Consider the following 25,723-nt stretch of genomic DNA (forward strand, 5'->3'; position numbering starts at 1 on the left):
GTTCGATGGGAATAGGGGTTGCTGCGATGCGGCAGTAAGGCGGCAAGCGGGGTGGGGCAGGCGCAAGTATACCTGCTCGGAGGAGGACGAAATTCGCGTGCGCGAGCTACTCCTATTTGCGCGCATTTGGGCCTAAATACGTTAAACCGTGGTCAACAATATGTAACGCCGCGCTTCAAAGCGTGTGTCGGGCAAGCCGGTCCACTTAATTAGTGGTATTGTGCAGTGCAACACGACGCTTGCCTGTATCCGCGCGTCATCTGACACATGCTTTAGGAGAACCAGCCGAATGTCGAAAAGCCTTACCAAGCTCTGGTTGCGTGGCTTGAGACGCCTGGTCGCTGGCCAAGCCGATATCATTCGCCCGCCGAAACCGCGCCCGGCCGTGAAGCCCACGCGCGCCAAAACCAAAACCGTCCGGTCCAAGCTGAAATCCGGCGCGGCGACAAAGGCCGCGTCCGCACCGCAGGTCACCGCCCGCCCCGATATGGGCGAATCGCGTGTGAGGCCGCGGGCTTCGGCGTGGGCGCGCGGAAAGTGGGACCGCTCGTACCACTCGGCCCCGCCGGCCGCCGGCCGGTTCGTCAACCATCTGGCGTATGCGCTGTACGTGCCGCCCAGAACGGAACTCGGACCGATGCCGCTCGTCGTCATGCTGCACGGTTGCAAGCAAACCGCGGACGAATTCGCGCAAGGCACGCGGATGAACCTGCTCGCCGATAAGTACGGCTTCGCGGTGCTTTACCCGGAGCAGTCAAAGCACGATCATCCGCATCGCTGCTGGCGCTGGTATGACGATTCGGCGACTGGCGGCGGCGGCGAGGCCGCGTCCATCGTCTCGCTGATCCGCGCGACCGTCGCCGAGCACGAATTCGACGCCGAGCGCGTCTATTTGGCGGGGATGTCCGCGGGGGCGGGCTTGGCCGCGATGCTTGCGGTCCGCTATCCAGATATGTTCGCTGCTGTCGGTCTGCACTCGGGCGTAGTGTTCGGCGAGGCAAGTTCGGGAATCGGCGCGATGGACGTCATGCGCCGAGGAAGCCGCACCGACCCGGTCACGCTCATCGACGCGGCGCTGGACGTGCGCGACTATCCCGGCATGCCCGCCGTCATTCTTCATGGGGAGCTCGACTCGGTTGTGTCGGCCCAGAATGCAGAGCAGCTGACGCAGCAGTTTCTTCGGCTGAACGGCTTCATAGACGCAGCGGGCAAGCCTCGCGCCGGCGAGGTGCGGGAAGAAACGCATGCCGATGGCGTCGTGCGCGACTACTTCAAGAACGGGCGGCGCGTGGTGAAGACATCGATCGTGCGCGGGCTCGGCCATTCGTGGGCGGGCGGCGACGACACGGTGGCGTTCCATTCGTCGAAAGGGCCGGATTCGTCGGCTGTGCTGTGGGAGTTCTTCAAGCACCAGCGACGCTCTAGCGAAGCCGCGCGCGCCGCCTTCGTCGCCTAACGGCCGGGGCGTCGTTTCGGGTGTTGCAATTTTGTCTTTAGTATCAGCGTTCTAACGGTAAATGCTGGCGTTGGATCAGGGATTACCCTATAATCACGTTCATAGGTAGTTACCCCAGTATCCCAGCGAGGCCAATCATGTTCCTGCTTTCCCGCATTTTCCTTTTCCTGACCAAGACCGCTGAAGAGCGTGACCGCGAGCGCGACGACGCGTACCTCGCTGAAGCCACCGACATCTACGATCTCGAATATCGCATGAAGAAGCTGGACCAGCGCGCAGCGGCACGTCACCCGTCGTGGATGGCGCACTGAGTCGCTCGAAAGCGCAGTCGCAGTTGATGAAAAAAAGCCGGCATTCGCCGGCTTTTTTGTTACTTGCTCGCGTCTCTGCGCGGGACACTCAGTTCCCTGACGCGCCGGAGGCAGTCGGCAGATCCGGCGCGTCCGGTGTCTGTACGCCGAAGCAGCCGCGGTACGTCGCGTAGAAAGAGCAGTAAAGCGCGGTCGTGACGAGGATCGACGCCGGCATCAGCACGGCGAACGCCATCTCCTGCCCGGCGCCGATAGCCTGCATCAGCGCGGTCAGACCGAACGATACCGCGAGCGCCACCGCAATCCACAGGATGCCGTACAAAACGAACGCGCCGCGATTGCGCCAGCATGAGACGAGGCTGAAGAACAGCGCCTTCGCGGTCGGGACCTCGTGCCAGGCGATCAAAACCGGCGAGAACCAGAACAGCATGGCGACCGGCAGGTAGCACGCCATAGCCACCAGCACCGCCAGCGGACTGAAGCCGGCCGCGACGGTTTCGGGGTCGCCGGACGGGCCGTTGCCCATCATCAGGTTGAGGAGCGTCCCGCCGTCGACCAGGGCGGAGATGCCGAAGATCGCGGCCATCGCGACGACATACAGCGCGCCCAGCACCAGCAGGCGCCGCGCAACCACGCTGCCGTAGGAGCGGAATCCGTCGACGAGGATGGTCGGCCAGACCGGTTTGCCGGCGATCGTGTTTCGGCACGCCGCCATGAAACCCACGGCGATGCCCGGAATGAACAGGAGCGGCAGCAACGGGCCGACGAGCGGCACCCGTGAGATCAGCGTCATCACGAACAGATAGGCGAAGAAAACCGTGAGGAACGCAAACGGGTTGCGGCGAAAGAGCCAGATGCCCTGGCGAAACCACACGTAGCCGGTCTTGGCGGGAACTTCGATGAGTCGCATGAGGAGTCGCTGGATTACCGTTTGGCGGAAGAGGACGCGGCTTGAACGCGCTCGCGCAGAATGCGCTCGAAATGGCCGGGGTCGTGCGCCTTCAGCATCTGTGCTTCTCGCGGGCGATGGAAGTCATACAGCCGCGACACCCAGAAGCGCATCGCCCCCGCGCGCAGCATATCGTTCCAGTGGCTTTCTTCGGCCGGCGTGAAAGGACGCACGGTTTGATACGCACGCAACAGGGCATCCACGCGAGCCGCATCGAGCGCACCTGTGGCCAGGTCGACGCACCAGTCGTTCACGGTCACGGCGACGTCGAAGAGCCACTTGTCCGTGCCTGCGAAGTAGAAGTCGAAAAAGCCGCCCAGCCGCGCGTGCTCACGCCCATGCGCGAACAGCACGTTGTCGCGGAATAGGTCGCAGTGACACGGGCCGACGGGCAGCGCGGCGTAATCGGCCGAGCCGAAGAACGCGGTCTGATGCGCGAGTTCGGCTTCGATCAGTTCGCGCTGGCTGTCGCTCAAAAATTCGACGATGGCCGGCACATTCTCTTGCCACCAGGGCAGGCTGCGCAGATTCGGTTGATGCCGCGTGAAGTCGCGCCCCGCGAGGTGCATGCGCGCGAGCATATTGCCGACTTCTATGCAATGCGCGGGCGTAGGCGCAAGTTCGGGCGCGCCTTCGAGCTTCGTCACGATGGCCGCGGGCTTGCCGCGCAGCATGCCGAAGAGCGAGCCGTCGCAGCGCGGCATCGGATCGGGAACCGGCACGCGATGCGAGGCGAGATGCCGCATCAGGTCCAGATAGAACGGAAGCTGCGTGGCCGTGAGGTTCTCGAAGATCGTCAGCACGTATTCGCCGTGCGTCGTGGTGAGAAAGAAATTGCTATTTTCGATGCCCGACTGAATGCCGCGAAATTCGACGACATCGCCGAGATCGTAGTCTTGCAGCCAGTCGCCGAGCTCGGCGTCAGAGACGGGGGTGAATACGGCCATGCAGAGAACGTCGGTCTGGTTGATTGGCCCGCGCGGGCCGAATGACGAAGCCCGCTGGTGGACAGCGGGCTCGAAGCTATCTTACTTGAGTCAATAACGCAGATTGACGGACGGCAGGCGCGTGCTCGCGCGGCCGCTGTCGCGCACTTGCGGCGACGTATCCGCAGGCGCGCTCATCTGATAATGCGTGCCGAAATTAGAGTGGACGTTGATCTCGACAGGCTTGCCCTTGTCGCGGTACTCGGTGATCTCGGTGCCGTTCGGACTCACTTCGTGAAAGCTCGGCGTGCGCGGCGGCGAAATTTCTACCTTGGAGCTGACGTTGGCAGGCGGCCGGTTAATGGCCTTCAGATCGGGAAGGCCGGCGGCTTCTTCCGCCGACATGGTGTGCTGAGCCGGTTGCGCCGCCGGCGGATTCGCGTCGGATATCGGCTGCGCGAACGCGCCAACGCTTGCGGCGGCGAGGACTGCCGCTGTAGCGACAGAAAGAAGCGGCTTCATGATAGTTCTCCAGGGATGGCCGGATTCTAGCAAACCCTAACGAAGCGCAACGTCCCGCGTGGTAGGGACTTCATGGTCCGTGCATTCTTCCGTGTTAATGTCGATTCATCGAGAGGGCATTGGAGCACACGCATACAAGACCATGACAAACGACCGCACTCAAACTACTCAAGGCACGCCGGCCAACGATTTCCCGACCGAATCCTTCGATGACCCGGTCGCCGCCGTCACGCGCCTGTCCGCCATCTATGAAGCAAACACTGCATTCCTGCGCGATGCCTTCGCGCGATACCGGCGCAACGAGCAATTCACGCATCGCGTGCGCGCGTGCTATCCGTTCGTGCGCGTGCGCACGGAGCTGAATACACATATCGATTCGCGCCGCTCGTATGGATTCGTCGCGGGGCCGGGCATTTTCGAGACAACGCTCACGCGTCCCGATCTCTTCGGCGATTACTATCGCGAGCAATTGCGCCTGCTGACGAAGAATCATCACGTGGGCATCGAAGTAGGCGTGTCGGCGCAGCCCATTCCCATTCACTTTGCGTTCGCGGAGGGCATTCACCTCGAAGGCGATCTGGACCGCGACCGCCTGCTCGCCATGCGCAATGTCTTCGATACGCCGGACCTCGCGCTGCTCGACGACCGCATCGTCAACGGGACCTACGAGCCGGGACCGGGCGAGCCGCATCCGCTGGCGCTTTTCACGGCGGCGCGCGTCGATTTCTCGTTGCATCGGCTGCGGCATTACACGGCAACGTCGCCAACGCATTTTCAGAACTACGTGCTGTACACGAACTACCAGTTCTATATCGACGAGTTCGTGAAGCTCGGCCGCACGCTGATGTCGCGCGCCGACGACGAAGAGACGCGCGCGTATCGCAGCGAATATTCGTCGTTCGTCGAGCCGGGCGATGTCATCACGTACAACGCGAATCTCGGCGAGCAGCCCGACGAAGGCACGGCGCTCGCGCGTTTGCCGCAGATGCCGGCTTATCACCTGAAGCGCGCGGACGGCAGCGGTATCACGATGGTCAATATCGGCGTCGGGCCGTCGAACGCGAAGACGATCACGGATCACATCGCGGTGCTGCGTCCTCATGCGTGGGTCATGCTCGGGCATTGCGCGGGCCTGCGCAACACGCAGCGTCTCGGCGACTATGTGCTCGCGCACGGCTATGTGCGCGAAGATCACGTGCTCGATGCGGATCTGCCGCTTTGGGTGCCGGTGCCGGCGCTCGCCGAAGTGCAGGTCGCGCTCGAAAAGGCGGTGGCGCAGGTGACGCAACTGGAAGGCGTCGAGCTGAAGCGCGTCATGCGCACGGGGACGGTGGCGAGCGTCGATAACCGGAACTGGGAACTGCGCGATCATCGCGAGCCGGTGCAGCGGCTATCGCAAAGTCGCGCGATTGCGCTCGATATGGAAAGCGCGACCATCGCCGCGAATGGATTCCGGTTTCGCGTGCCGTACGGGACGCTGCTATGCGTGTCGGACAAGCCGCTGCATGGCGAACTCAAGCTGCCGGGCATGGCCGATCAGTTCTATCGCGTGCAGGTGGATCAGCATCTGCAGATCGGCGTGAAGGCGATGGAGTTGCTGCGGATGAACGGCTTGTCGAGGCTGCACTCGCGGAAGTTGCGGAGTTTTGCGGAGGTGGCGTTTCAGTAAGGCGCATGGAGACGGGCGGCGTCGATTGCCGCCCGCGATGCCGTTGCTTATTGTTGCGGGCGCGGCGCGCTCAACAAGCGCGTGTAGTTCATCCAGCCGGTCACGGGCGCGTCGGTGCCGTGAGTGGGCATGCAGCCGGTCTGCGAGTCCTGCTCTGCGGACGTGCAGTACGCGCCCTCGTACGTCACACGCACCCACGGCGTGTTATTGCCGGACGACTCCGTGACGTCGCGCATCGTCGCTGTGTCCACGCTCACCTTCGAATCCTTCGGCACGATGATGACGGCCGCGCAAGTCGAACCCGGACACGAACGCATGTTCATGTCGATGCCGCCAAGATACATATCGACGACGCCGCGGTTCGTCGCGGCGCTCGGCTGCGGCTGGACGGCCACGGGAGCAGGCGCCGTTGCTTGCCCGGAGAGTGCGCCAATGCGATTCAGGTCGTCCTGAGTGACTTTGCGAACGAAGCTGTAGTTGCGCTGCGAGCCGTCGGCGGCAGTGATGGTGATAGTGCTCGGCCCCTGGCATTCTTCGCAGCTTACGAGGTTGATCGTGCGCACCTCCTGCTTGCCGCTCTTCCAGAAGAGCTTGACGTTGACCGTGTTGTTATCCACATCCACATCGCCCAGCGCGGCGGGCAGCAGCGTATCGCCCTGTGCGATCTGAATGTCGTTGCCCGATGCCGAAATGACCGTCAGGCCGGCGCCCGTTTCAGGCTTCCAGACCCCCGAAATTCCGTTTAGCAACGAGACCCGCGCTTGTTTCATGCGGTCGGCTTCAGAAGGCTGCGCTGCGCTCTGGGCGGCAGCACGCGCGCTCGCCGCCGCAACCGATGCGTCGTCGTGCTGCTTGTCATGACATCCCGCGAGCAGAGCCATCGCGGCCGCGACTGTGCCAACGAGCTTAAAAAGGGAGCTTGATGCGTGCTTCATGTTGCTTTCATCGCCTTCAGATCATGCGGAAGAGCGGCGCGTTCGATTAGCGCTCTATCTCAAAAACCGCAGTTCAATTAATTTAACCTATCGGCGGGCCGTAAAAATAGCCGCATACGTCTGTGACGCTGCGGCTGCTTTTGCCCGTTGCGCGCGATCTTAGCGATTCAACAAGAATCCATCAAGCCCGTTCGATGCTTAGCACCCCTACGCTTGCGCAAGAGACAGCGGACGCCTCGTTGCGACGCGTCCGTGCCTCTGCTCGATCAGAGATAAAACATTCGATCCTCGTCCGACTTACCCTCAGCCGGCTCTTCGACCTTCTCTACGCGGTCTTCATAGAACCGCAGCACGGCGTCGAGCACCTGATCCGGCTCGTCGATGACTTGCATCAGATCGAGATCCTTCTCGCTGATCACGCCGTTAGTCAACAGCGTCTTCTTGAACCAGTCGAGCAGCCCCGCCCAGAACTCCGCGCCGACGAGCACGATAGGCACATGACGCGACTTCTTCGTCTGGATGAGCGTGAGCACTTCCGCAAGCTCGTCAAGCGTGCCGAAGCCGCCCGGCATCACCACGACCGCATCCGAATTCTTCACGAACGTGACTTTGCGCGTGAAGAAGTGACGGAAACGCAGCGAGATGTCCTGCCACTGATTGCCCGACTGCTCGTGCGGCAATTCGATGTTCAAACCCACCGACGGCGACTTGCCCGCGTGCGCGCCCTTGTTGGCCGCTTCCATGATGCCCGGCCCGCCGCCCGAGATGACGGCGAAGCCCGCGTCGGAGAATTTTTGCGCAATTTCGATGGTGCGCTGATAGTACGGCGACTCCGGTTTCAAACGGGCCGAACCGTAGATGCTGATGGCAGGGCGGATCTCCGAGAGGTACTCGGTCGCCTCGATAAACTCTGCCATAATCGTGAACATCTGCCACGACGCGCGGGCCTTCTTGGCTGTCGCGCGCTCTTGATCTGCGAGTGATCGCAGACTCGGAATCACTTTTCTCTTGTTCATAATGCCTGAAGAACTCAGTCTTGAAGGTAAGACCCTGCTATTGGTCGACGGTTCTAGCTACTTGTACCGGGCTTACCATGCGATGCCTGACCTGCGTGGTCCCGACGGCGGTCCCACCGGCGCACTGTATGGGATGGTGAACATGCTGCGGCGCCTTCGCCGCGAAATCAATGCAGAGTATAGCGCGTGCATCTTCGACGCCAAGGGCAAGACCTTCCGCGACGACTGGTACGCCGACTACAAAGCCAACCGTCCTTCGATGCCCGACGACCTCAGCAAGCAGATCGAGCCCATTCATGTCGCCGTGCGCGCGCTGGGCTGGCCGCTCGTCATGATCGAAGGCGTGGAGGCTGACGACGTCATCGGCACGCTCGCCGTTCAGGCCGAAAAGCGCGGCATGAAGGTAATCGTGTCGACGGGCGACAAGGATCTGGCTCAGCTCGTGACGGATCATGTCACCCTCATCAATACGATGACCAACGAAACGCTCGATCGCACAGGCGTCGTGAACAAGTTCGGCGTGCCTCCAGAGCGCATCGTCGACTATCTGTCGCTCATCGGCGATACCGTCGACAATGTGCCCGGCGTCGAAAAGTGCGGACCCAAGACTGCGCTCAAGTGGCTCACGCAATACGAAACGCTCGATGGCATCGTCGCACACGCAGGCGAGATCAAAGGTGCGGTAGGAGACAATCTGCGCAAGGCTCTCGACTTCCTGCCGATGGCCAGAAAGCTCGTCACCGTGCACACGGAATGCGACCTCGCTTCGCAGATCGACTCCATCGAAGAGACGCTGCTAACGCGGCCCGAATCGCGCGACGAGCTGCGCGACGTCTTCCTGCGTCATGGCTTCAAGACCTGGCTGCGCGAGATCGAAATCGCGGATGCCGTCGAAGGCCCGACCGATACGCCGCCCGCCGAAGTCACCGAGATCGTTCATCACTACGAGACCGTGCAGACGTGGGAACAATTCGATGCATGGCTCGCGCGCATCGAAGCCGCCGAGATCACGTCGTTCGACACCGAAACCACGTCGCTCGATCCGATGGTCGCGCAGATCGTCGGCCTGTCCGTGGCGGTCGAAGCGGGGCATGCCGCGTACATTCCGGTGGCGCATCGCGGGCCGGACGCGCCCGTGCAGTTGCCGCGCGATGAAGTGCTCGCAAAGCTCAAGCCGTGGCTCGAGAATGCGTCGAAGAAGAAGGTCGGCCAGCATCTCAAGTACGACGAGCAAGTGCTCGCGAATCACGGCATCGAACTGAACGGCGTCGAGCACGACACGCTGCTCCAATCGTACGTGCTGGAGTCGCATCGTCCGCACGACATGGACAACCTCGCGTTGCGGCATCTCGGCGTGAAGACCATCAAGTACGAAGACATCGCGGGCAAGGGCGCGGCGCAAATCGGCTTCGACGAAGTGGCGCTGGACAAGGCCGCCGAATACGCAGCGGAGGACGCGGACGTCACGCTGCGCCTGCATCAGGCGCTTTATCCGCAGGTCGCGGAAGAGGAAGGCCTGCTGCGCGTGTACCGCGATATCGAGATGCCGACCGCCCGCGTGCTGCGCAAGATGGAGCGCAACGGCGTGCTGATCGACCGCGAGAAGCTCGACGCGCAAAGCAACGAAATCGCCAAGCGCCTGATCGAACTACAGGGGCAAGCCTACGAGCACGCTGGCGGCGAATTCAATCTAGGATCGCCGAAGCAGATCGGCCAGATCTTCTTCGAAAAGCTGCAATTGCCCGTCGTGAAAAAGACGCCGAGCGGCGCGCCTTCCACGGACGAAGAAGTGCTGCAAAAGCTGGCCGAAGACTATCCGCTGCCGAAGGTGCTGCTCGAACATCGCGCGCTCTCGAAGCTCAAGTCCACGTACACGGACAAGCTGCCGCGCATGGTCAATTCGGCCACGGGGCGCGTGCACACGAACTACGCGCAGGCCGTCGCGGTGACGGGGCGCTTGTCGTCGAACGAACCGAATTTGCAAAACATCCCGGTGCGAACGGGCGAAGGCCGGCGCATTCGCGAGGCATTCATTGCGCCGCCGGGCAGCAAGATCGTGTCGGCGGATTATTCGCAGATCGAACTTCGCATCATGGCGCACATTTCGGGCGATGCATCGCTCATGCGCGCGTTCACGGAAGGCGAGGACGTGCACCGCGCGACCGCATCGGAAGTGTTCAGCGTGACGCCGCGCGAAGTGGACAACGATCAGCGGCGCATCGCGAAGGTCATCAACTTCGGCCTGATCTACGGCATGAGTTCGTTCGGTCTCGCGTCGAATCTCGGGATCACGCGTGATGCGGCGAAGCTCTATATCGACCGCTATTTCGCACGCTATCCGGGCGTGGCCGCGTACATGGAAACCACGCGCGTCACGGCGAAGATGAACGGCTTCGTCGAGACCGTGTTCGGGCGGCGCCTGTGGCTGCCCGAGATCAATGGCGGCAGCGGTCCGCGCCGTCAGGCGGCCGAGCGCGCCGCGATCAACGCGCCGATGCAGGGCACCGCCGCCGACCTCATCAAGATGTCGATGATCGCCGTGCAGGACTGGATCGAAAAAGCGGGGATGCGCACGAAGATGATCATGCAGGTCCACGACGAACTCGTGCTCGAAGTGCCCGAAGAAGAACTGCCGGACGTGCGCAAGCGCCTGCCCGAACTGATGTGCGGCGTCGCCGAACTGAAGGTGCCGCTCGTGGCGGAAGTGGGCGTCGGCGACAACTGGGAGGAGGCGCACTGAGGCGCACGGAGAAGTCTGCGCCAAGAAAAATGCTGGACATGCGACGGCGGTGCTTGTGAACGCGGCGCCGCGTCACCCACAATGAGATAGCGAGGCGAGGGGACAACGCCGTCCATTTCTACAGGCATAGGGAGAGTTCTTCATGCATCGCTTCATTATCGTCGGCGGCGGGGCCGGCGGTCTCGAACTCGCGACGCGTCTCGGCGACCGCTTCGGCTCCGGCGAAGGCAAGGCAGACGCGAAGACGAACGCCAAAGCGCCGCGCGCGCAGATCACACTCGTCGACCGCAATCCGACGCACATCTGGAAGCCGCTCTTGCACGAAGTCGCGGCGGGCAGCATGGACCCGTTCACGCAGGAACTCGAATACGCGGCGCAGGCGCTGTGGCACGGCTTCGAGTTTCAGCAAGGCGAGCTGATCGGCCTCGACCGCGCGGCGAAGCGCATTAAGATCGGCGCGCTGCGCGACGACGAAGCCGGCGAGCTGTTGCCCGAGCGCGAGCTGGAATACGACACGCTCGTGATCGCCATTGGCAGTACGACGCACTTCTTCGGCGTCGAGGGTGCGCAGCAGTATTCCATTGCGCTCGATACGGTCGGTCAGGCCGAGCTTTTTCGCAAACGGCTGATCGCCGCGTGCATGCGTGCCGAGCACGTCGTGCCCGAACTGGCCGTTGCAGGCGCAGCAGACGCGCAAGAGCCGGTAATCGTGGAAGCCGCGCCGCGCATTCAAATTGCGATTGTCGGCGCGGGCGCGACGGGCGTCGAACTCTCGGCGGAACTGCGCAATACGGCGCAAGTGCTGTCGGCATACGGCCTGCACAAGCTCGATCCGAAGAACGACATTGGCATCGTGCTGATCGAAGCGGGGCCGCGCATTCTGCCGGCGCTGCAGGAGCGCGTATCGACCGCGACGGCCGAGCTGCTCACGAAGCTCGGCGTGAAGCTGATGACGGGCGAGACCGTGGCGCAAGTCTCGCGTGACACCATCCGCACGGCGAGCGGCAAGATCATCCGCGCGGACCTGACGGTGTGGGCGGCGGGCATCAAGGCGCCTGCCGTGCTCGGCCAACTCGACGGTTTGCCGACGAATCGTCTCGGCCAGCTCATCGTGCGCCGCACGCTGCAAACCGAAATCGACGACAACGTCTTCGCGCTCGGCGATTGCGCGGCCTGTCCGTGGCCCGGCAACGAACGCAATGTGCCGCCGCGCGCGCAGGCGGCGCATCAGCAGGCGAGCTTTCTCTTCAAGGCGTTCGCGCGGCGCATGGACGGCAAGCCGCTGCCCGAATACACCTATCGCGATTTCGGCTCGCTCGTGTCGCTCGGGCATTACAGCGCGGTCGGCAATCTGATGGGCGGGTTGATCGGCGGCAACATGCTGATCGAAGGGCTCTTCGCGCGCTTCATGTACATGTCGCTGTACCGGCTGCACGTCGCGGCGCTGCATGGCTACGCGCGCATGGTGCTCGATACCTTCGCGCACTGGCTGCGCAGGTCTACCGCGCCTCGCGTGAAGCTGCACTGACCGCTTAAGCGCTTGCGGAACAAAGCTGTTTAGAATGGGCGGCACGCGCGGTGTCGTGCGCGCCCGGGCGATGCGACTTGCCGCCCGAGTCTGGTCGTGTAGCGCCGCGCTGCGACGTTCCAGCGCGGTTTCCGGTTCAGCGCCATCGGTGCGGCTGCGGCTCGACGACGCGAGCGCGCGCATCGGCGGCGCCTTGGCGGCGCTTGCCGCAGGAGCTTCGTATGCTGACACCCGAAGTCGACAGCCTCATCCCGCACATTCCCTTCAACCGGCGTACGTTCATCAAGGCCGCTTTCGGCACGGGCTTCGCGGCCGCGGTGCTGCCCGTCTCCGCCCAGACCATTCATACCGATTCCGACGGCCTCGAAGCCGGCGCTGTCGGCGTGCGCGGCGCGGACGGCACGCTCGTGCCTGCATATCGTGCGCAGCCGTTGGGCAAGACGCATCTGCCGGTCATCATCGTGGTCCACGAGATTTTCGGCGTGCACGAGCATATCGCCGATGTGTGCCGTCGCTTCGCAAAGCTCGGCTATCTGGCTATCGCGCCGGATCTTTACACGCGGCAAGGCGATGCCTCTGTGTATCCGTCGATTCAGCAACTCAACGATCAACTCGTCTCGAAGGTGCCGGACTCGCAGGTAATTTCCGATATCGACGAGACCGTGAAATGGGCCGGCGAGCATGGCGGCGATGTGAAGCGGCTCGGCATCACCGGCTTCTGCTGGGGCGGGCGCATTGCGTGGCTGTACGCCGAGCACAATCCGCGCGTGAAGGCGGCGGTGGCGTGGTACGGGCGACTCACCGGGAACAAGACGGCGAATTCGCCGAGCAATCCCATCGACAACGCCGCCGAGTTGAAAGTGCCCGTGCTCGGCCTGTATGGGCGGCAGGATCCGAGCATCCCGCAGGACACCATCGAGCAGATGAAGCAGGCTATCGCGAATGGGCCGCCGAGCGCGCGCGGCTCGCAGTTCGTGGTCTACGACGACGCGCCGCACGCATTTTTCGCGGATTATCGGCCGAGCTACCGCAAGGCGGACGCCGAGGACGGCTGGAAGCGCGCGCTCGCGTGGTTCAGCGAGCACGGCGTCAAGTAAGAAGGCGTCACGGATTCGCGCCGGTCGCGACGGGGCGGCCCGGATCGGCGCTCCATTCGCTCCATGAGCCGGGATACAGCGCCGCGCCGTGCAGCCCGGCTATTTCCATGGCGAGCGCGTTGTGGCACGCCGTCACGCCCGATCCGCACTGCAAGACCACGCGATCCGCCGGCGTCCCGCCGATCAGCGATTCGAACGCTTCGCGCAGTTCGTGCGCGGTCTTGAAGCGGCCTTCCTGCGTCAGATTGTTCTTGAAGAAGTGATTCAGCGCGCCGGGAATATGGCCGCCGACCGGATCGATGGTTTCGTTCTCGCCGCGATAACGATCGGTGGCGCGCGCATCGATCAACAGATGATCGCGTGTGCCGATGCTGCGCTCGATCGCTCGCGCATCGACGGTGACTTGAAGCGGCTGGCCGGCCTTGAAGGTACCCGGCGTCTTCGGCGGCACGGCTGTGTTGAGCGGCTTGCCCGCTGCTTCCCACGCCTGCAGACCGCCATCGAGCAAGGCGACGGAATCATGCCCGAGCCAGCGCAAGAGCCACCAGAGACGCGCGGCGTACATGCCGCCCTGCGCGTCGTAGGCGACGACCTGCTGACCTTCATTCAAGCCGAAGCTGGCGAGCTTCTCGACGAGCGCCGCGCGCTCCGGCAACGGATGCCGGCCGTTCGTGCCGGTCTTAATACCGGAGAGGTCGCGGTCCAGATGCAGGTAATGCGCGCCGGGGATGTGCCCAGCGGCGTAGGCGGTCTCGCCCGCTTCCGGGGCAGCGAGATCGAACCGGCAGTCGAAGACGAGCACGCTGCCGGGCGCGTCGGCGAGCCGATCGGCGAGATTGGCCGCGGAAATGAGCGTGGTGTAGTGAGTGTGCGGCATGGCGGCTCCTGATGTCTTCGGCACGGACTTCGAAGTGAACGAACGCCTAGTGTAAACAAGAAAACGGGCCCGAAATCCCGTCTTCTTTCATATGGCGCTGCGCTCAGATGGTGCCGAGCTGATGCCGCAGGAACTCGTGGAAGTGCTGCATGCCGGATTCCATCGGGCTTTGATACGGCCCGACCTGATTTTCGCCGCGCGACATGAGCGCGCGACGGCCGGCGTCCATGCGCTCGGCGATTTCGTCGTCCTCGCGCGCCGTTTCCATGTACGCCGCGCGTTCGGCCTCGATGAATTCGCGTTCGAAGAGCGCGATTTCTTCGGGGTAATAGAACTCGACGATGTTCGTGGTCTTCTGTGTGCCGCGCGGAATGAGCCACGACACGACGAGCACGTGCGGATACCACTCGATCATGAGACCGGGGTAGTACACCATCCAGATGGCGCCGAACTCCGGCGGCGCGCCGTTGCGAAAGCGCAGCACCTCGTCGTGCCACTTGCGATACGTCGGGCTGCCGGGCTTTTCCAGATTCTTGTGGACGCCCACCGTCTGCACGCTGTACCAGTCGCCGAATTCCCACTCCAGGTTGTCGCACGACACGAAACTGCCGAGGCCCGGATGGAAAGGCGCGACGTGGTAGTCCTCCAGATAGACCTCGATGAAGGTCTTCCAGTTGTAGTTGCACTCGTGGACTTCGACGTGATCGAACATGAAGCCCGAGAAATCGAAGTGACGCGCCGTGCCGAGCTTGGCGAGATCGGCCGCGACGTTGCGGCCCTGCGCTTCGAAGAGCAGCCCTTGCCAGTTCTGCAGCGGCGTGGCGCCCAGATTCAGGCACGGTTTGTCCGCGAAATGCGGCGCGCCCAGTAACTGACCGCTCAGATCGTACGTCCAGCGATGCAGCGGGCAGACGATGTTGTCCGCGCTGCCGCGCCCGTTCAGCATGATCGCCTGACGGTGACGGCACACGTTCGACAGCAGCTCGATGTCGTTTTGCTGGTTGCGGACGAGCACGCGCCCTTCGCCCTCGCCCGGAAGCGCGAAATAGTTCCCCGCTTCGGGGACCATGAGTTCGTGCCCGATATAGCGTGGACCTTGCTTGAAAAGTATGTCGAGTTCGCGCGTAAGAAGCGCTTCGTCAAAGTAAGCCGTGACTGGCAGTTGACTATGAACAGCCTTCAACTGCAATGCATTGCTCAGATTGGACATTCCCACTCCCGATGAAGACGTGAAAGCAGTGAACAACCCAACCATCGAAGATTCGATTTAGGGAGCCCGCGATTATACCGAAATCCGCCTCGCTGGGGCGCATAAGGTCTTGATTTGGGTATAAATTGTCGTCAGAGTTCCGACAAAAGCGCATTTCGCAGACATTGCGCAAGCCCCGTTCCCCGTGCTTTCGCCGCCGCAGCGCATAGCTGGGGACGGCGCGCGCCGATGCAGCACGCGCACGGGATGCGGGTCGAAAAATTAGCTTTTGCCGTAGAATGTGCGACTTGGTTCCAATTTTCACCGCACATCCACGATTCATGGCGAAGACCGCAGAAGACGCAACAAGCGAAGAAGCCCGCGCCGATGCGCCGGGCGCGGACGCCTCGCCGCCTCCGCAGAATTACGAAGCGGCGCTGGCCGAACTCGAATCGCTCGTCGCGCGCATGGAAGAGGGCGCGCTCAGCCTCGAGGAATCGCTTGCGGCGTACCGCCGAGGGGCGGCGCTTGTAGGCTTTTGCCAACAGCAGCTCGAAAAAGTCGAGCAGCAGGTGCGCGTGCTCGACGGCGAGACGCTCAAACCGCTGCCTGGCGACGTTCAGCGCGCGACGAACGACAACGGGGACGACGACCTATGACTTTCGAACAATGGATGCGCGGCACGCTCGACCGCGTCGAAACCGCGCTCGAGCACTATCTTCCCGGCACGGACATCGCGCCGGCGCGTCTGCACGAAGCCATGCGCTATGCCGTGCTCGGCGGCGGCAAGCGCGTGCGTCCGCTTTTGGTTCACGCGGCCGGCGAACTCACGGGCGCGCGGCCGCAGGCCGTCGAAGCCGCGAGCGCCGCGCTGGAAATGATCCACGTCTATTCGCTCGTGCACGACGACATGCCCGCGATGGACGACGACGCCCTGCGTCGCGGCAAGCCCACGGTACACATTCAATATGACGAAGCGACGGCGCTGCTCGTCGGCGACGCGCTTCAGTCGCAGGCGTTCATTGCGCTGACGGCAGAGGGCAATGGTCTGTCGGATCGCCAGCAGGCTGCGCTCGTGCGCGAACTGGCGGTCGCGAGCGGCTCGGTCGGCATGGCCGGCGGGCAGGCCATCGACCTCGAAAGCGTCGGGCGCAAGCTGTCGCGGCCCGAACTGGAAACCATGCATCGCAAGAAGACGGGCGCGCTGTTGCGCGCGTCGGTGCGCATGGGCGCGCTTGCAGGCGACGAGCTGGGCGCGGACGTGCTCGCCGCGCTCGATCAATACGCCGCCGCCGTCGGGCTCGCGTTTCAGGTCGTCGACGACATCCTCGATGTCACGGCGGACTCCGCGACGCTCGGCAAAACCGCCGGGAAGGACGCGCAGCACGACAAGCCGACCTACGTGTCGATCATCGGTCTCGATGCGTCGCGCGAACTCGCGGCACAGCTTGGCCGCGACGCGCACGCCGCCATCCAGCCGTTCGGCGCGCGCGCCCAGCGCCTCGCCGAACTCGCCGACCTGGTCGTGAACCGGGCGCACTAATTGTTGAACGCGTGACGAAGCCCACGGCGCGAAAGGTCAAAGTCAATCGTGCCGAACGAATCACGCCAGTTTTCCTAAATGGGACGACGATGTACGACTTGCTGAAAACAATCGACGATCCGGCCGATCTGCGTGCCCTCGATCGACGCCAACTGCAGCCGCTTGCCGACGAACTGCGGGCCTACGTGCTCGACAGCGTGTCGCAGACGGGCGGCCATCTGTCGTCCAACCTCGGCACGGTCGAGCTGACGATCGCGCTGCATTATGTGTTCGATACGCCGAACGACCGCATCGTCTGGGACGTCGGTCATCAGACGTATCCGCATAAGATCCTGACCGGACGCCGCGACCGGATGCCGACGCTGCGCCAGCTGAACGGCATATCGGGCTTTCCGCGCCGTAGCGAATCCGAATACGACACCTTCGGCACTGCGCATTCGAGCACGTCGATTTCGGCCGCGCTCGGCATGGCCGTCGCGAACAAGCTGCAAGGCGACAACCGCTATTCCATCGCCGTGATCGGCGACGGCGCGATGACTGCCGGCATGGCGTTCGAGGCAATGAACAACGCGGGCGTTGCCGACGACGTGCCGCTGCTTGTCATCCTCAACGACAATGACATGTCGATTTCGCCGCCGGTCGGCGCGCTGAACCGCCATCTCGCGCGTCTGATGTCGGGCCGCTTCTATGCCGCCGCGCGCGCAGGCGTGGAGCGCGTGCTGCGCGCCGCGCCGCCGGTGCTCGACCTCGCGCGCAAACTCGAAGAGCACGCGAAGGGCATGATCGTGCCGGCCACGCTTTTCGAAGAGTTCGGCTTCAACTACATCGGCCCGATCGACGGGCACGATCTCGATTCGCTCATTCCGACGCTGCAGAACATCAAGGAACTGCGCGGCCCGCAATTCCTGCACGTCGTCACGAAGAAAGGTCAGGGCTATAAGCTCGCGGAAGCCGACCCCGTGCTCTATCACGGTCCCGGCAAGTTCAATCCGGCCGAAGGCATCAAGCCCTCGACCGCACCGTCGAAGAAAACCTACACGCAGGTTTTCGGCGAATGGCTCTGCGACGCCGCCGCGCAGGATTCGCGCGTGGTCGGCATCACGCCGGCCATGCGCGAAGGCTCGGGCATGGTCGAGTTCGAGAAGCGCTTCCCGGACCGTTACTTCGATGTCGGCATCGCCGAGCAGCACGCCGTCACGTTCGCGGGCGGGCTGGCTGCGGACGGCATGAAGCCGGTCGTCGCTATCTATTCGACATTCCTGCAACGCGCCTACGACCAGTTGATTCACGACGTCGCGTTGCAGAATCTGCCGGTCGTTTTTGCAATCGACCGCGCGGGTCTCGTGGGCGCGGACGGCGCGACGCACGCGGGCAATTACGACCTCGCGTTCCTGCGCTGCATCCCGAACATGACGGTGATGGCCGCCTCCGACGAGAACGAATGCCGCCAGATGCTCTACACGGCGCTTCAGCAGCCGAACCCGACGGCCGTGCGCTATCCGCGCGGCGCGGGCGCGGGCGTCGCGACCGTCAAGCAGATGACTGCGATTCCGCTCGGCAAGGGCGAAATCCGCCGTCAGTCGTCACAGAAGATGGGTTCCGGCAAGCGCATCGCAATTCTGGCGTTCGGCACGATGGTCGCGCCGTCGCTGGCCGCAGCCGAAGAACTCGACGCGACCGTCGCGAACATGCGTTTCGTGAAGCCCGTCGACGCAGATTTGCTGCGCGAACTCGCCGCGACACACGACGCGCTCGTGACCGTCGAAGAAGGCACGATCATGGGCGGCGCGGGTTCCGCGTGCGTCGAGGCGCTGCTCGCGAGCGGCGTCGTCAAGCCGGTGCTGCAGCTCGGCTTGCCGGACGTGTTCATCGACCACGGCGATCCTGCCAAGCTGCTCGCGAGCGTCGGGCTCGATGCAGCCGGCATCGCGCGCTCCATTCGCGAGCGCTTCCTGTCCGCCGTCGAAGCGGCGGACAAGCTGACCAAACGCGTCGCCTGACGCGGAATCGGCCACGGGCGCTCGGGGCGCGCCGTTCATCGGCCATTGGCTGACAATTGATTCGCATACGGCGCGGGCCGAGTCCCGCGCCGTATGCGTTTTATCGTGCAGCGCCGCGCCCGAGCGCCGGTGCAAAAAGGACATAACAAATGAATCAGATGAATCCCGCCTTTGTGATGCCAGATGTCCAAAGCACGCCCGACACGCGTCAGATCGAGATCCAGCGCGTCGGCGTCAAGGGCGTGCGGCATCCGTTGTCGGTGCGCACAGAAAGCGGTGTGCAGCCGAGCGTCGGCGTATGGAATCTCGACGTGCATTTGCCCGCCGAACAGAAAGGCACGCACATGTCGCGCTTCGTCGCGCTGCTCGAAGAGCATCGCGAGCCGCTGGATCAGGCCGCGCTGCGTGCCATGCTCGCGTCGATGCTGGCGAAGCTCGAAGCGCATTCCGGCCGCATCGAAGTGACGCTGCCGTATTTTGTGATGAAGACGGCGCCGGTGTCCGGCGTGCAGAGCCTGCTCGACTATGAGGCGACCTTCATCGCCGAGAAGCGCGACGGCGAAACGCGTCTGTCGCTCAAAGTGCTCGTGCCGGTAACGAGCCTGTGTCCGTGTTCGAAGAAAATCTCGCAGTACGGCGCGCACAATCAGCGCTCGCACGTGACTATCTCGGCGCAATTGTCGGGCGACGTGGCGGTGGAAGACTTGGTGCGCATCGCGGAGGAAGAGGCATCGTGCGAACTGTGGGGCCTGCTCAAGCGCCCCGACGAGAAGTTCGTGACCGAGCGCGCCTATGAGAATCCCAAGTTTGTGGAAGACCTCGTGCGCGATATCGCGACGCGGCTGAACGCGGACGAGCGCATCGCCGCCTATGTGCTCGAAGCGGAGAACTTCGAGTCGATCCACAATCACAGCGCGTATGCGGTGATCGAGCGCGACAAGCCGTGATTGCGTGCGGGAAAACGTCGAGTGCAAGCCGGTCCGAGCGACCGGCTTTTTTCATGCGAATTCCATTTGCGCCGACGCATGCGTCTGGCGCACCGAGTCCACGACAAGCGACGCCAGCCGGTCGATTGGCGGCGAGGCGCTTCCCGGTGCACGATGCAGCGCGAGCGTGATGGCGGGCAGTGTCGGCAGGCCGTGTTCGGCTTCGTCGAGCGCGCGCACGGTGGCAGGCAGGCCGTAGCACGTGCGCACGGTCACGCCGAGTCCTGCGGCGGCTGCCGCCCACAAACCGGAGAGGCTCGGGCTCGTGAAGGCGACGCGCCATTTGATGCCCGCGCGATCCAGCGCCGCCGTCGCCGCGCTGTGAAACAGACAGGGACGGTCAAACGCGATGAGCGGCAGCGGCTCGTCGCGGCTCATTTGCCACGGAACGGTTGACGAGCCGATCCAGCGCATCGACGGGGAGGCGAGCGGCTGCATCTGCGCCGCGCCCGTCGTGCCCCACACGAGCGCGAGGTCGAGCTGCCCGGCGTCGATGCGTTCCAGCAGTTCGGTATTGCGCGCGACGCGTGCCTCAATCCGCACTTTCGGATGCGCCCGCGCAAAGCGGCCGAGCACGTCCGGCAGCACGACTTCGCCGAAATCTTCCTGCAGACCGAGCCGAATCCAGCCTTCCAGATCGACGCCGCGTACCGCGACGGACGCTTCGTCGTTCAGTTCGACGAGGCGTCGCGCGTAAGCGAGCATGACTTCACCCGCGTCCGTCAGCGCGAGCCCGCGCCCGGATTTGCGAAAGAGCCTGATGCCGGCTTGCTCTTCTAGCTTGCGAATCTGCGCGCTGATCGCGGACGTCGAGCGCCCGACGCGATCCGCCGCTTTCGCAAAGCTGCCGAGGTCCATGCCGGCGACGAAGCTGCGCAGCACGGCAAGGTCGAACGTAACGTGATTCATCGCAACCATCCTGGTTTTTCGGACGACGCATCCGAAAATTTGTGATTTTCAGGACGATGCTAAGCGGTCAGACTGCTCCGAGTCAAACTAAAAACGAGGACAGCGATGGCAACACTTCCATTATCAAATGCGCCCACGCTAAGGGCTGCACACCGATGGAAAGTGCTCGGCGTAGGCGTGGCGGCGAACGCGAGCTTCTCGGCTGCGGCGACGGGCATTCCAACCACAGCGGTGTGGCTGCGCAGCGGCTATCACCTCGACAATGGAGGCTTGGGACTCGTGCTCGGCGCGCTGGGGCTGGGCGTCGCGGTCTCGGAATTGCCGTGGGGCGTGCTCACGGACCGTTGGGGCGACCGGCCCGTTCTGCTGACGGGCCTGTTCGCCACGGCTGCCACGCTGCTCGCAATGAGCGTCCTCGCGACGCCGCCCGCGGCCACGCTCGGCTTTCTCGTCTTCGCGATGTGCCTGCTCGGATTGCTCGGCGGCAGCGTCAACGGATCGAGCGGGCGCGCGGTCATGTCGTGGTTCGCCGAAAACGAGCGCGGCCTCGCGATGAGCATTCGCCAGACGGCGGTCCCGCTGGGCGGCGGAATCGGCGCGGCGCTGCTGCCGTGGCTCGCCTCGACGCATGGCTTCACGGCGGTGTTCGGCGCGCTCGCCGCGATGTGCGCGGTCTCGGGTGCATTCGCGTGGCGCTGGCTGCGCGAGCCGCCGGTGGCCGCGCATCGGCCAGCCGCGCTCCTCACCGATCCAGCGAATCGCAGCCCGCTTCGGCGCCCGTGCATCTGGCGGATGGTGACGGGCATCGGCGTGCTGTGCGTGCCGCAGTTCGCGGTGCTGACCTTCGCGACCGTGTTCCTGCACGATGCGGGCGGCTTCGGCGTCACGGCGATCAGCGCGACGATGGGCGCGATCCAGCTCGGCGCGATGGTCATGCGCGTCGCGAGCGGCCGTCTCACGGACCGGCACGGCAATCGGCGCGCGTATTTGCGTGCTTCGACGCTCGTGGCGTCGGCATCGTTCGTCGCGCTGGCGGCGGCCACGGCGTTCGGCGTTGCGCGCGCGCCGGTGCTGCTTGCCGCGATCCTCGTGCTCGCGGGCGTGTGCGTGTCCGCATGGCACGGCGTCGCGTACACGGAACTGGCAACGCTCGCCGGCACCGCGCACGCGGGCACCGTGCTCGGCATGGCGAATACGGCGGTGTACGTCGGGTTCTTTCTGACGCCGCTCGCCATTGCGCAAGTGTTGTCGTTCGGCTCGTGGACGACCGTATGGCTCGTGGCCGGACTGTCTGCGCTCTTCGCGCTGCCGTTGTTTCCGCGGCGCGCCCGGCCGTAGAATGCTTTCCCGGCAATGGCAACGAGGGAGCGCATCGTGATTCTGATCGGCCAATACGACTCGCCGTTCGTGCGGCGCGTCGCCATCGCGTTAAGGCTCTACGACATGCCGTATGAGCATCGCCCGTGGTCCGTGTTCGGCGATGCCGACAAGATCGCGCCGTTCAATCCGCTGATTCGCGTGCCGACGCTCGTGCTCGACTCGGGCGACGTGCTCATCGAAAGTGCGATGATCCTCGATTATCTCGACGAAGAGGCGGGCCCCGAGCGCGCGATGATTCCGCCGGCGGGCGCCACGCGGCGCCACGCGCTGAAGGTTTGCGCGCTCGCCACGGGTCTTGCCGATAAAGCTGTCGCGCTCGTCTACGAACGCGTGCTGCACAGGGAGAAGTCGCAGGCGTGGGTGGATCGCTGCACGGGGCAAGTCGAGCGCGTGCTGGATGTGCTCGAAGCGGACCGCGCCGCGCGCCCGACGCCGTTCTGGTACGGCGATGCCATCGGTCAAGCGGACATCGCGGTGGCGTGCGCGCTGCGCTTTGCCCGCGAAGCGCATCCGCAGCTTTTCGCGGAAACGCGCTGGCCGTCGCTCATCGGCCACGCGGACCGCTGCGAGACGCTGCCGGTTTTCAGCGCCGTGGTGCAGCCGTTCAACCCGCCGAAATAGCGGTCAGCCTCCCGCGAGCGAAGTCAGGTCCCAGCGCGGCTTCACGGTGAACGCGTAATCGCGCACGGCCTGGTCCGGCCAGCGCGCGAGCCGCAGCGCGCCCGCCAGCGCGATCATCGCGCCATTGTCGGTGCAAAGCGATAAATCCGGATAGTGCACGTCGAAGCGGCGCTTCTTCGCCGCAGCCGAGAGCGCCTCGCGCAACTGCCGGTTCGCGCCGACGCCGCCCGCCACGACGAGCCGCTTGAGGCCCGTCTTCTTCAGCGCGGCGAGCGACTTGGCGACCAGCACGTCGACGGCGGCATCGACGAAACCGCGCGCCAGGTCGGCTTTCGCCTGCTCGCAGACGTTCCCGCCCGACGCACCGAGCTTGCGGCTATGCGTCAGCACGGCGGTTTTCAGGCCGCTAAAGCTGAAGTCGAGGTCGCCCGAATGCAGCATCGGGCGCGGCAGCGCGACCGCGCCCGGCGTACCGAATTCGGCCAGACGCGACACTTCCGGCCCGCCCGGATAGCCGAGCCCGAGCAGCTTCGCGGTCTTGTCGAAGGCCTCGCCGGCGGCATCGTCCAGCGTTTCGCCGAGCGTCTCGTAGACGCCCACATCGGTGACGCGCATCAGTTGCGTATGGCCGCCCGACACCAGGAGCGCGACGAACGGAAACGGCGGCGGCGAATCGACGAGAAGCGGCGAGAGCAGATGCCCTTCCAGATGGTGAATGCCGACAGTCGGCTTGTCCCACGCCATGGCGAGCGCATTGGCGATGCTCGCGCCGACCAGCAGCGCGCCTGCCAGACCCGGTCCTTGCGTGAACGCGATCGCGTCGATGCTGTGGCGCTCGACGCGCGCCTCGTTCATCACCTGTTCGAGCAGCGGCAGCGCGCGGCGGATGTGATCGCGCGACGCGAGTTCCGGCACGACGCCGCCGTACTCGCGATGCATGGCGATCTGCGAGTGAAGGGCGTGCGAAAGCAGGCCGCGCTCTGTGTCGTAGAGCGCGAGGCCGGTTTCGTCGCAGGAACTTTCGATGCCGAGAACGAGCATGGCGGTGACATCCACTGGGTGCATCAAGCGAACCGAAAAGTATAGCAGCGGGCCGCGCGGCGCGTTCGCGGCGGCAGTTACAATGCGGCATGGAATCCTTCGATATCGCCGTGATCGGCGCGGGCGCGGCCGGCATGATGTGCGCGGCCGTTGCGGCTCAGACAGGCCGGCGCGTCGTGCTGATCGACCACGCCGAGCGTCTCGCCGAGAAAATCCGAATCTCGGGCGGCGGGCGCTGCAATTTCACGAACGTCAACGCGCAGCCGGCCAATTTTCTCTCGGCGAATCCGCATTTCTGTCGCTCGGCGCTCGCGCGCTACACGCCGCGCGATTTCCTCGCTTTGCTCAAGCAGTATCGCGTGAAGTGGCACGAGAAGCACAAAGGCCAGCTTTTCTGCGACGACTCCAGCGAGACGATCATCGACGTCTTGCGCAGCGAATGCGAGGCGGGCGGCGTTGCGTGGCGGCGTCCGGTGAGCGTGCACGCGATCCGTCACGACGGCGCGCGCTTCGCACTCGATACGACCGCCGGCGCTATTGGTGCGCCTGCGCTCGTCATCGCGACGGGCGGCCTGTCGATACCGAAGATCGGCGCGACCGACTTCGGCTACCGCATCGCGAAGCAATTCGGCCACAAGCTCGTCGATACGCGGCCCGCGCTCGTGCCGCTCACGTTCACGTCCGCCGACTGGGCGCCGTTCGCCGCGCTGTCCGGGCTTTCGCTGCCGGTACGCATCAGTACCGGAAACGGCAAGACGCGCGGCGAATTCGACGAAGACTTGCTGCTGACGCATCGCGGGCTCTCGGGTCCGGGCGTCCTGCAAATTTCAAGCTACTGGAATCCGTCCGAGCCGATTCGGGTCGATCTGCTGCCGGAACTCGACGCCACCGAATTGCTGCTGGAAGCGAAAGCCGAATCGCGCAAGCAGATCGGCAACTTCCTCGCCGAATATTTGCCGGCGCGCCTCGCGCACGCCTGGCTCGACGCGCAGCGCGTGCCGCTCGATGCGCGCCTCGCCGATCTGCCCGACCGCACGCTGAAGGCAATCGGCGCGTCGTTGTCCGGCTGGTCACTCACGCCGAGCGGCACCGAGGGCTATCGCAAGGCGGAAGTCACCCGCGGCGGAGTCGATACGCGCGAACTCTCGTCGTCCACGATGATGAGCGAACGCGTGCCCGGCCTCTACTTCGTGGGCGAGGCGGTGGACGTCACCGGCTGGCTCGGCGGCTATAACTTCCAGTGGGCGTGGGCATCCGGCGTGGCGGCTGGAAAGGCTGCGGCGGAGTACGCACGCGGCGTCGCGAAGGTAGCCTGAGACGTCCGCCCGGCAGGTGTTTCACCGGTCTCGGATCACAGACCCGTTTGCTATACTCGGACGGTCATCGAAGGAGCCCGCGCGCCTTTTTTCGCGCTTCTTCGCTCTGGCTGACGCGACAGCGGCGCGCATCGCTGCAAGCTCCAGACGGCCCGCTTACAGTCCCGCTTGAGGAACCTCCCCAAGCGGGTTTTTGCTTTCGCGGCGCAAGGCAGTCGGCAAGTCGGCCGGAATTTCTTTTTCGCAATTGCACCGGGTGAAAGATGAGCCTCAAGGACCAGATCAACGACGACATGAAGACTGCCATGCGCGCGCGCGAAACCGAGCGCCTCGGCACGATTCGCCTGCTGCTCGCGGCGATCAAGCAGCGTGAAGTCGACGATCGCGTGACGCTCGACGACGCGGGCGTGACCGCCGTCATCGACAAAATGATCAAGCAGCGCAAGGATTCGGTCAGCCAGTTTCAGGCGGCGGGCCGCGACGATCTCGTCGCGAAGGAAAACGCCGAACTCGCCGTGCTCGCCGCGTACATGCCGGAGCAGCTTTCCGCCGATGCGATCGCCGCCGAAGTGCAGGCCGCCGTCGCCGCGACGGGCGCCACCGGTCCGCAGGACATGGGCAAGGTCATGGGCGTGCTCAAGACGAAACTCGCGGGCAAGGCGGACATGACCGCCGTTTCCGCGCAGGTGAAAGCGGCGCTCGCGAAGTAACC

General features: G+C 64.2%; 23 protein-coding genes. 14 read left to right on the forward strand and 9 right to left on the reverse strand.

All coding sequences use genetic code 11. The features are described 5' to 3' along the window. Positions 1–289 precede the first annotated feature (289 nt). Both P9239_RS04810 and P9239_RS04815 read left to right on the forward strand, forming a co-directional pair. Positions 290–1,456 (forward strand): PHB depolymerase family esterase, encoded by a 1,167-nt coding sequence (locus P9239_RS04810; RefSeq protein WP_309749625.1) that lies wholly within the window; start codon positions 290–292, stop codon positions 1,454–1,456. A 137-nt stretch (positions 1,457–1,593) separates the two neighbouring features. Next, on the forward strand, positions 1,594–1,767 hold the full coding sequence (locus tag P9239_RS04815; protein ID WP_309749337.1) for a DUF3563 family protein: 174 nt from the start codon (positions 1,594–1,596) through the stop codon (positions 1,765–1,767). 88 nt (positions 1,768–1,855) lie between these two features. On the opposite strand, the gene P9239_RS04820 is transcribed toward P9239_RS04815, so the two are convergent. The 3 genes from P9239_RS04820 to P9239_RS04830 all read right to left on the reverse strand — a co-directional run bounded on the left by P9239_RS04820 (position 1,856) and on the right by P9239_RS04830 (position 4,164). After that, positions 1,856–2,677 (reverse strand): BPSS1780 family membrane protein, encoded by an 822-nt coding sequence (locus tag P9239_RS04820; protein ID WP_309749338.1) that lies wholly within the window; start codon positions 2,675–2,677, stop codon positions 1,856–1,858. Between the two features lie 14 nt (positions 2,678–2,691). Beyond that, complete coding sequence (locus P9239_RS04825) at positions 2,692–3,663, reverse strand: homoserine kinase (RefSeq protein ID WP_309749339.1); 972 nt, start codon at positions 3,661–3,663, stop codon at positions 2,692–2,694. A 90-nt stretch (positions 3,664–3,753) separates the two neighbouring features. Then, on the reverse strand, positions 3,754–4,164 hold the full coding sequence (locus P9239_RS04830) for a hypothetical protein (protein WP_309749340.1): 411 nt from the start codon (positions 4,162–4,164) through the stop codon (positions 3,754–3,756). 142 nt (positions 4,165–4,306) lie between these two features. Here P9239_RS04830 and P9239_RS04835 point away from each other — a divergent pair, with 142 nt between their 5' ends. Continuing rightward, a complete protein-coding gene (locus P9239_RS04835; RefSeq protein ID WP_309749341.1) occupies positions 4,307–5,833 on the forward strand; it encodes an AMP nucleosidase in 1,527 nt (508 codons plus the stop codon). 47 nt (positions 5,834–5,880) lie between these two features. Here the strand turns inward: P9239_RS04835 and P9239_RS04840 are convergent, their stop codons facing one another. Together P9239_RS04840 and P9239_RS04845 are read right to left on the reverse strand one after the other, a co-directional pair. Continuing rightward, complete coding sequence (locus tag P9239_RS04840; RefSeq protein ID WP_309749342.1) at positions 5,881–6,603, reverse strand: hypothetical protein; 723 nt, start codon at positions 6,601–6,603, stop codon at positions 5,881–5,883. Between the two features lie 431 nt (positions 6,604–7,034). Then, a complete protein-coding gene (locus tag P9239_RS04845; protein WP_250473489.1) occupies positions 7,035–7,784 on the reverse strand; it encodes a TIGR00730 family Rossman fold protein in 750 nt (249 codons plus the stop codon). Position 7,785: 1 nt separating this feature from the next. Here P9239_RS04845 and polA point away from each other — a divergent pair, with 1 nt between their 5' ends. The 3 genes from polA to P9239_RS04860 all read left to right on the forward strand — a co-directional run bounded on the left by polA (position 7,786) and on the right by P9239_RS04860 (position 13,149). Next, positions 7,786–10,524: a DNA polymerase I gene (gene polA, locus P9239_RS04850; protein WP_309749626.1), complete on the forward strand. Its 2,739-nt coding sequence runs from the start codon at positions 7,786–7,788 to the stop codon at positions 10,522–10,524. Positions 10,525–10,666: 142 nt separating this feature from the next. Further along, positions 10,667–12,052: an NAD(P)/FAD-dependent oxidoreductase gene (locus tag P9239_RS04855; RefSeq protein WP_309749343.1), complete on the forward strand. Its 1,386-nt coding sequence runs from the start codon at positions 10,667–10,669 to the stop codon at positions 12,050–12,052. A 221-nt stretch (positions 12,053–12,273) separates the two neighbouring features. Beyond that, entirely contained in the window at positions 12,274–13,149 is an 876-nt protein-coding gene (locus P9239_RS04860; RefSeq protein WP_309749344.1) for a dienelactone hydrolase family protein, read from the forward strand. Positions 13,150–13,156: 7 nt separating this feature from the next. Here the strand turns inward: P9239_RS04860 and P9239_RS04865 are convergent, their stop codons facing one another. Both P9239_RS04865 and P9239_RS04870 read right to left on the reverse strand, forming a co-directional pair. After that, a complete protein-coding gene (locus tag P9239_RS04865) occupies positions 13,157–14,026 on the reverse strand; it encodes a sulfurtransferase (protein ID WP_309749345.1) in 870 nt (289 codons plus the stop codon). A 103-nt stretch (positions 14,027–14,129) separates the two neighbouring features. After that, the gene (locus P9239_RS04870; protein WP_309749346.1) at positions 14,130–15,236 is read right to left on the reverse strand and encodes an aromatic ring-hydroxylating dioxygenase subunit alpha; all 1,107 of its coding nucleotides are present in this window, start codon (positions 15,234–15,236) and stop codon (positions 14,130–14,132) included. 320 nt (positions 15,237–15,556) lie between these two features. On the opposite strand from P9239_RS04870, the gene P9239_RS04875 reads away from it, so the two are divergent. The 4 genes from P9239_RS04875 to folE2 all read left to right on the forward strand — a co-directional run bounded on the left by P9239_RS04875 (position 15,557) and on the right by folE2 (position 19,705). Next, complete coding sequence (locus P9239_RS04875) at positions 15,557–15,874, forward strand: exodeoxyribonuclease VII small subunit (RefSeq protein ID WP_309749347.1); 318 nt, start codon at positions 15,557–15,559, stop codon at positions 15,872–15,874. Beyond that, complete coding sequence (locus P9239_RS04880) at positions 15,871–16,758, forward strand: farnesyl diphosphate synthase (protein WP_309749348.1); 888 nt, start codon at positions 15,871–15,873, stop codon at positions 16,756–16,758. The genes P9239_RS04875 and P9239_RS04880 overlap by 4 nt, the downstream gene beginning before the upstream one ends. Before the next feature lie 89 nt (positions 16,759–16,847). Then, positions 16,848–18,758, forward strand: coding sequence for a 1-deoxy-D-xylulose-5-phosphate synthase (dxs, locus tag P9239_RS04885; protein ID WP_309749349.1), 1,911 nt, complete (start codon positions 16,848–16,850; stop codon positions 18,756–18,758). A 149-nt stretch (positions 18,759–18,907) separates the two neighbouring features. After that, positions 18,908–19,705 (forward strand): GTP cyclohydrolase FolE2, encoded by a 798-nt coding sequence (folE2, locus tag P9239_RS04890; RefSeq protein WP_309749350.1) that lies wholly within the window; start codon positions 18,908–18,910, stop codon positions 19,703–19,705. A gap of 51 nt (positions 19,706–19,756) precedes the next feature. Here folE2 and P9239_RS04895 read toward each other — a convergent pair whose 3' ends face one another. Then, positions 19,757–20,653, reverse strand: a complete 897-nt coding sequence (locus tag P9239_RS04895; RefSeq protein WP_309749351.1) for a LysR substrate-binding domain-containing protein — start codon at positions 20,651–20,653, stop codon at positions 19,757–19,759. A 105-nt stretch (positions 20,654–20,758) separates the two neighbouring features. Between P9239_RS04895 and P9239_RS04900 the strand changes: the two genes are divergently transcribed. Both P9239_RS04900 and P9239_RS04905 read left to right on the forward strand, forming a co-directional pair. Next, positions 20,759–21,991 carry an MFS transporter gene (locus P9239_RS04900; RefSeq protein WP_309749352.1) on the forward strand — a complete coding sequence of 411 codons (1,233 nt, stop codon included), beginning with the start codon at positions 20,759–20,761 and terminating at the stop codon, positions 21,989–21,991. 15 nt (positions 21,992–22,006) lie between these two features. Then, positions 22,007–22,654, forward strand: coding sequence for a glutathione S-transferase N-terminal domain-containing protein (locus P9239_RS04905; RefSeq protein WP_309749353.1), 648 nt, complete (start codon positions 22,007–22,009; stop codon positions 22,652–22,654). A 3-nt stretch (positions 22,655–22,657) separates the two neighbouring features. Here P9239_RS04905 and tsaD read toward each other — a convergent pair whose 3' ends face one another. Continuing rightward, on the reverse strand, positions 22,658–23,695 hold the full coding sequence (gene tsaD / locus P9239_RS04910; RefSeq protein WP_309749627.1) for a tRNA (adenosine(37)-N6)-threonylcarbamoyltransferase complex transferase subunit TsaD: 1,038 nt from the start codon (positions 23,693–23,695) through the stop codon (positions 22,658–22,660). A gap of 89 nt (positions 23,696–23,784) precedes the next feature. On the opposite strand from tsaD, the gene P9239_RS04915 reads away from it, so the two are divergent. Both P9239_RS04915 and P9239_RS04920 read left to right on the forward strand, forming a co-directional pair. Next, positions 23,785–25,011 (forward strand): NAD(P)/FAD-dependent oxidoreductase, encoded by a 1,227-nt coding sequence (locus P9239_RS04915; RefSeq protein ID WP_309749354.1) that lies wholly within the window; start codon positions 23,785–23,787, stop codon positions 25,009–25,011. 263 nt (positions 25,012–25,274) lie between these two features. Next, positions 25,275–25,721 carry a GatB/YqeY domain-containing protein gene (locus tag P9239_RS04920; protein ID WP_309749355.1) on the forward strand — a complete coding sequence of 149 codons (447 nt, stop codon included), beginning with the start codon at positions 25,275–25,277 and terminating at the stop codon, positions 25,719–25,721. The last annotated feature ends 2 nt before the right edge of the window (positions 25,722–25,723 follow it).

This window comes from Caballeronia sp. LZ062, assembly GCF_031450785.1.
GTDB lineage: Bacteria > Pseudomonadota > Gammaproteobacteria > Burkholderiales > Burkholderiaceae > Caballeronia.

What these genes read in the sequence shown, in the direction of transcription:
- P9239_RS04880 (WP_309749348.1), top strand. Translation starts at nt 15,871, where the DNA reads ATGACTTTCGAACAATGGATGCGCGGCACGCTCGACCGCGTCGAAACC.
- P9239_RS04810 (WP_309749625.1), top strand. Translation starts at nt 290, where the DNA reads ATGTCGAAAAGCCTTACCAAGCTCTGGTTGCGTGGCTTGAGACGCCTG.
- P9239_RS04835 (WP_309749341.1), top strand. Translation starts at nt 4,307, where the DNA reads ATGACAAACGACCGCACTCAAACTACTCAAGGCACGCCGGCCAACGAT.
- P9239_RS04895 (WP_309749351.1), bottom strand. Translation starts at nt 20,653, where the DNA reads ATGAATCACGTTACGTTCGACCTTGCCGTGCTGCGCAGCTTCGTCGCC.
- P9239_RS04840 (WP_309749342.1), bottom strand. Translation starts at nt 6,603, where the DNA reads ATGAAACAAGCGCGGGTCTCGTTGCTAAACGGAATTTCGGGGGTCTGG.
- P9239_RS04820 (WP_309749338.1), bottom strand. Translation starts at nt 2,677, where the DNA reads ATGCGACTCATCGAAGTTCCCGCCAAGACCGGCTACGTGTGGTTTCGC.
- polA (WP_309749626.1), top strand. Translation starts at nt 7,786, where the DNA reads ATGCCTGAAGAACTCAGTCTTGAAGGTAAGACCCTGCTATTGGTCGAC.
- P9239_RS04855 (WP_309749343.1), top strand. Translation starts at nt 10,667, where the DNA reads ATGCATCGCTTCATTATCGTCGGCGGCGGGGCCGGCGGTCTCGAACTC.
- tsaD (WP_309749627.1), bottom strand. Translation starts at nt 23,695, where the DNA reads ATGCTCGTTCTCGGCATCGAAAGTTCCTGCGACGAAACCGGCCTCGCG.
- P9239_RS04875 (WP_309749347.1), top strand. Translation starts at nt 15,557, where the DNA reads ATGGCGAAGACCGCAGAAGACGCAACAAGCGAAGAAGCCCGCGCCGAT.
- P9239_RS04920 (WP_309749355.1), top strand. Translation starts at nt 25,275, where the DNA reads ATGAGCCTCAAGGACCAGATCAACGACGACATGAAGACTGCCATGCGC.
- P9239_RS04860 (WP_309749344.1), top strand. Translation starts at nt 12,274, where the DNA reads ATGCTGACACCCGAAGTCGACAGCCTCATCCCGCACATTCCCTTCAAC.
- dxs (WP_309749349.1), top strand. Translation starts at nt 16,848, where the DNA reads ATGTACGACTTGCTGAAAACAATCGACGATCCGGCCGATCTGCGTGCC.
- P9239_RS04870 (WP_309749346.1), bottom strand. Translation starts at nt 15,236, where the DNA reads ATGTCCAATCTGAGCAATGCATTGCAGTTGAAGGCTGTTCATAGTCAA.
- P9239_RS04865 (WP_309749345.1), bottom strand. Translation starts at nt 14,026, where the DNA reads ATGCCGCACACTCACTACACCACGCTCATTTCCGCGGCCAATCTCGCC.
- P9239_RS04830 (WP_309749340.1), bottom strand. Translation starts at nt 4,164, where the DNA reads ATGAAGCCGCTTCTTTCTGTCGCTACAGCGGCAGTCCTCGCCGCCGCA.
- P9239_RS04905 (WP_309749353.1), top strand. Translation starts at nt 22,007, where the DNA reads ATGGCAACGAGGGAGCGCATCGTGATTCTGATCGGCCAATACGACTCG.
- P9239_RS04815 (WP_309749337.1), top strand. Translation starts at nt 1,594, where the DNA reads ATGTTCCTGCTTTCCCGCATTTTCCTTTTCCTGACCAAGACCGCTGAA.
- P9239_RS04915 (WP_309749354.1), top strand. Translation starts at nt 23,785, where the DNA reads ATGGAATCCTTCGATATCGCCGTGATCGGCGCGGGCGCGGCCGGCATG.
- P9239_RS04825 (WP_309749339.1), bottom strand. Translation starts at nt 3,663, where the DNA reads ATGGCCGTATTCACCCCCGTCTCTGACGCCGAGCTCGGCGACTGGCTG.
- folE2 (WP_309749350.1), top strand. Translation starts at nt 18,908, where the DNA reads ATGAATCAGATGAATCCCGCCTTTGTGATGCCAGATGTCCAAAGCACG.
- P9239_RS04845 (WP_250473489.1), bottom strand. Translation starts at nt 7,784, where the DNA reads ATGAACAAGAGAAAAGTGATTCCGAGTCTGCGATCACTCGCAGATCAA.
- P9239_RS04900 (WP_309749352.1), top strand. Translation starts at nt 20,759, where the DNA reads ATGGCAACACTTCCATTATCAAATGCGCCCACGCTAAGGGCTGCACAC.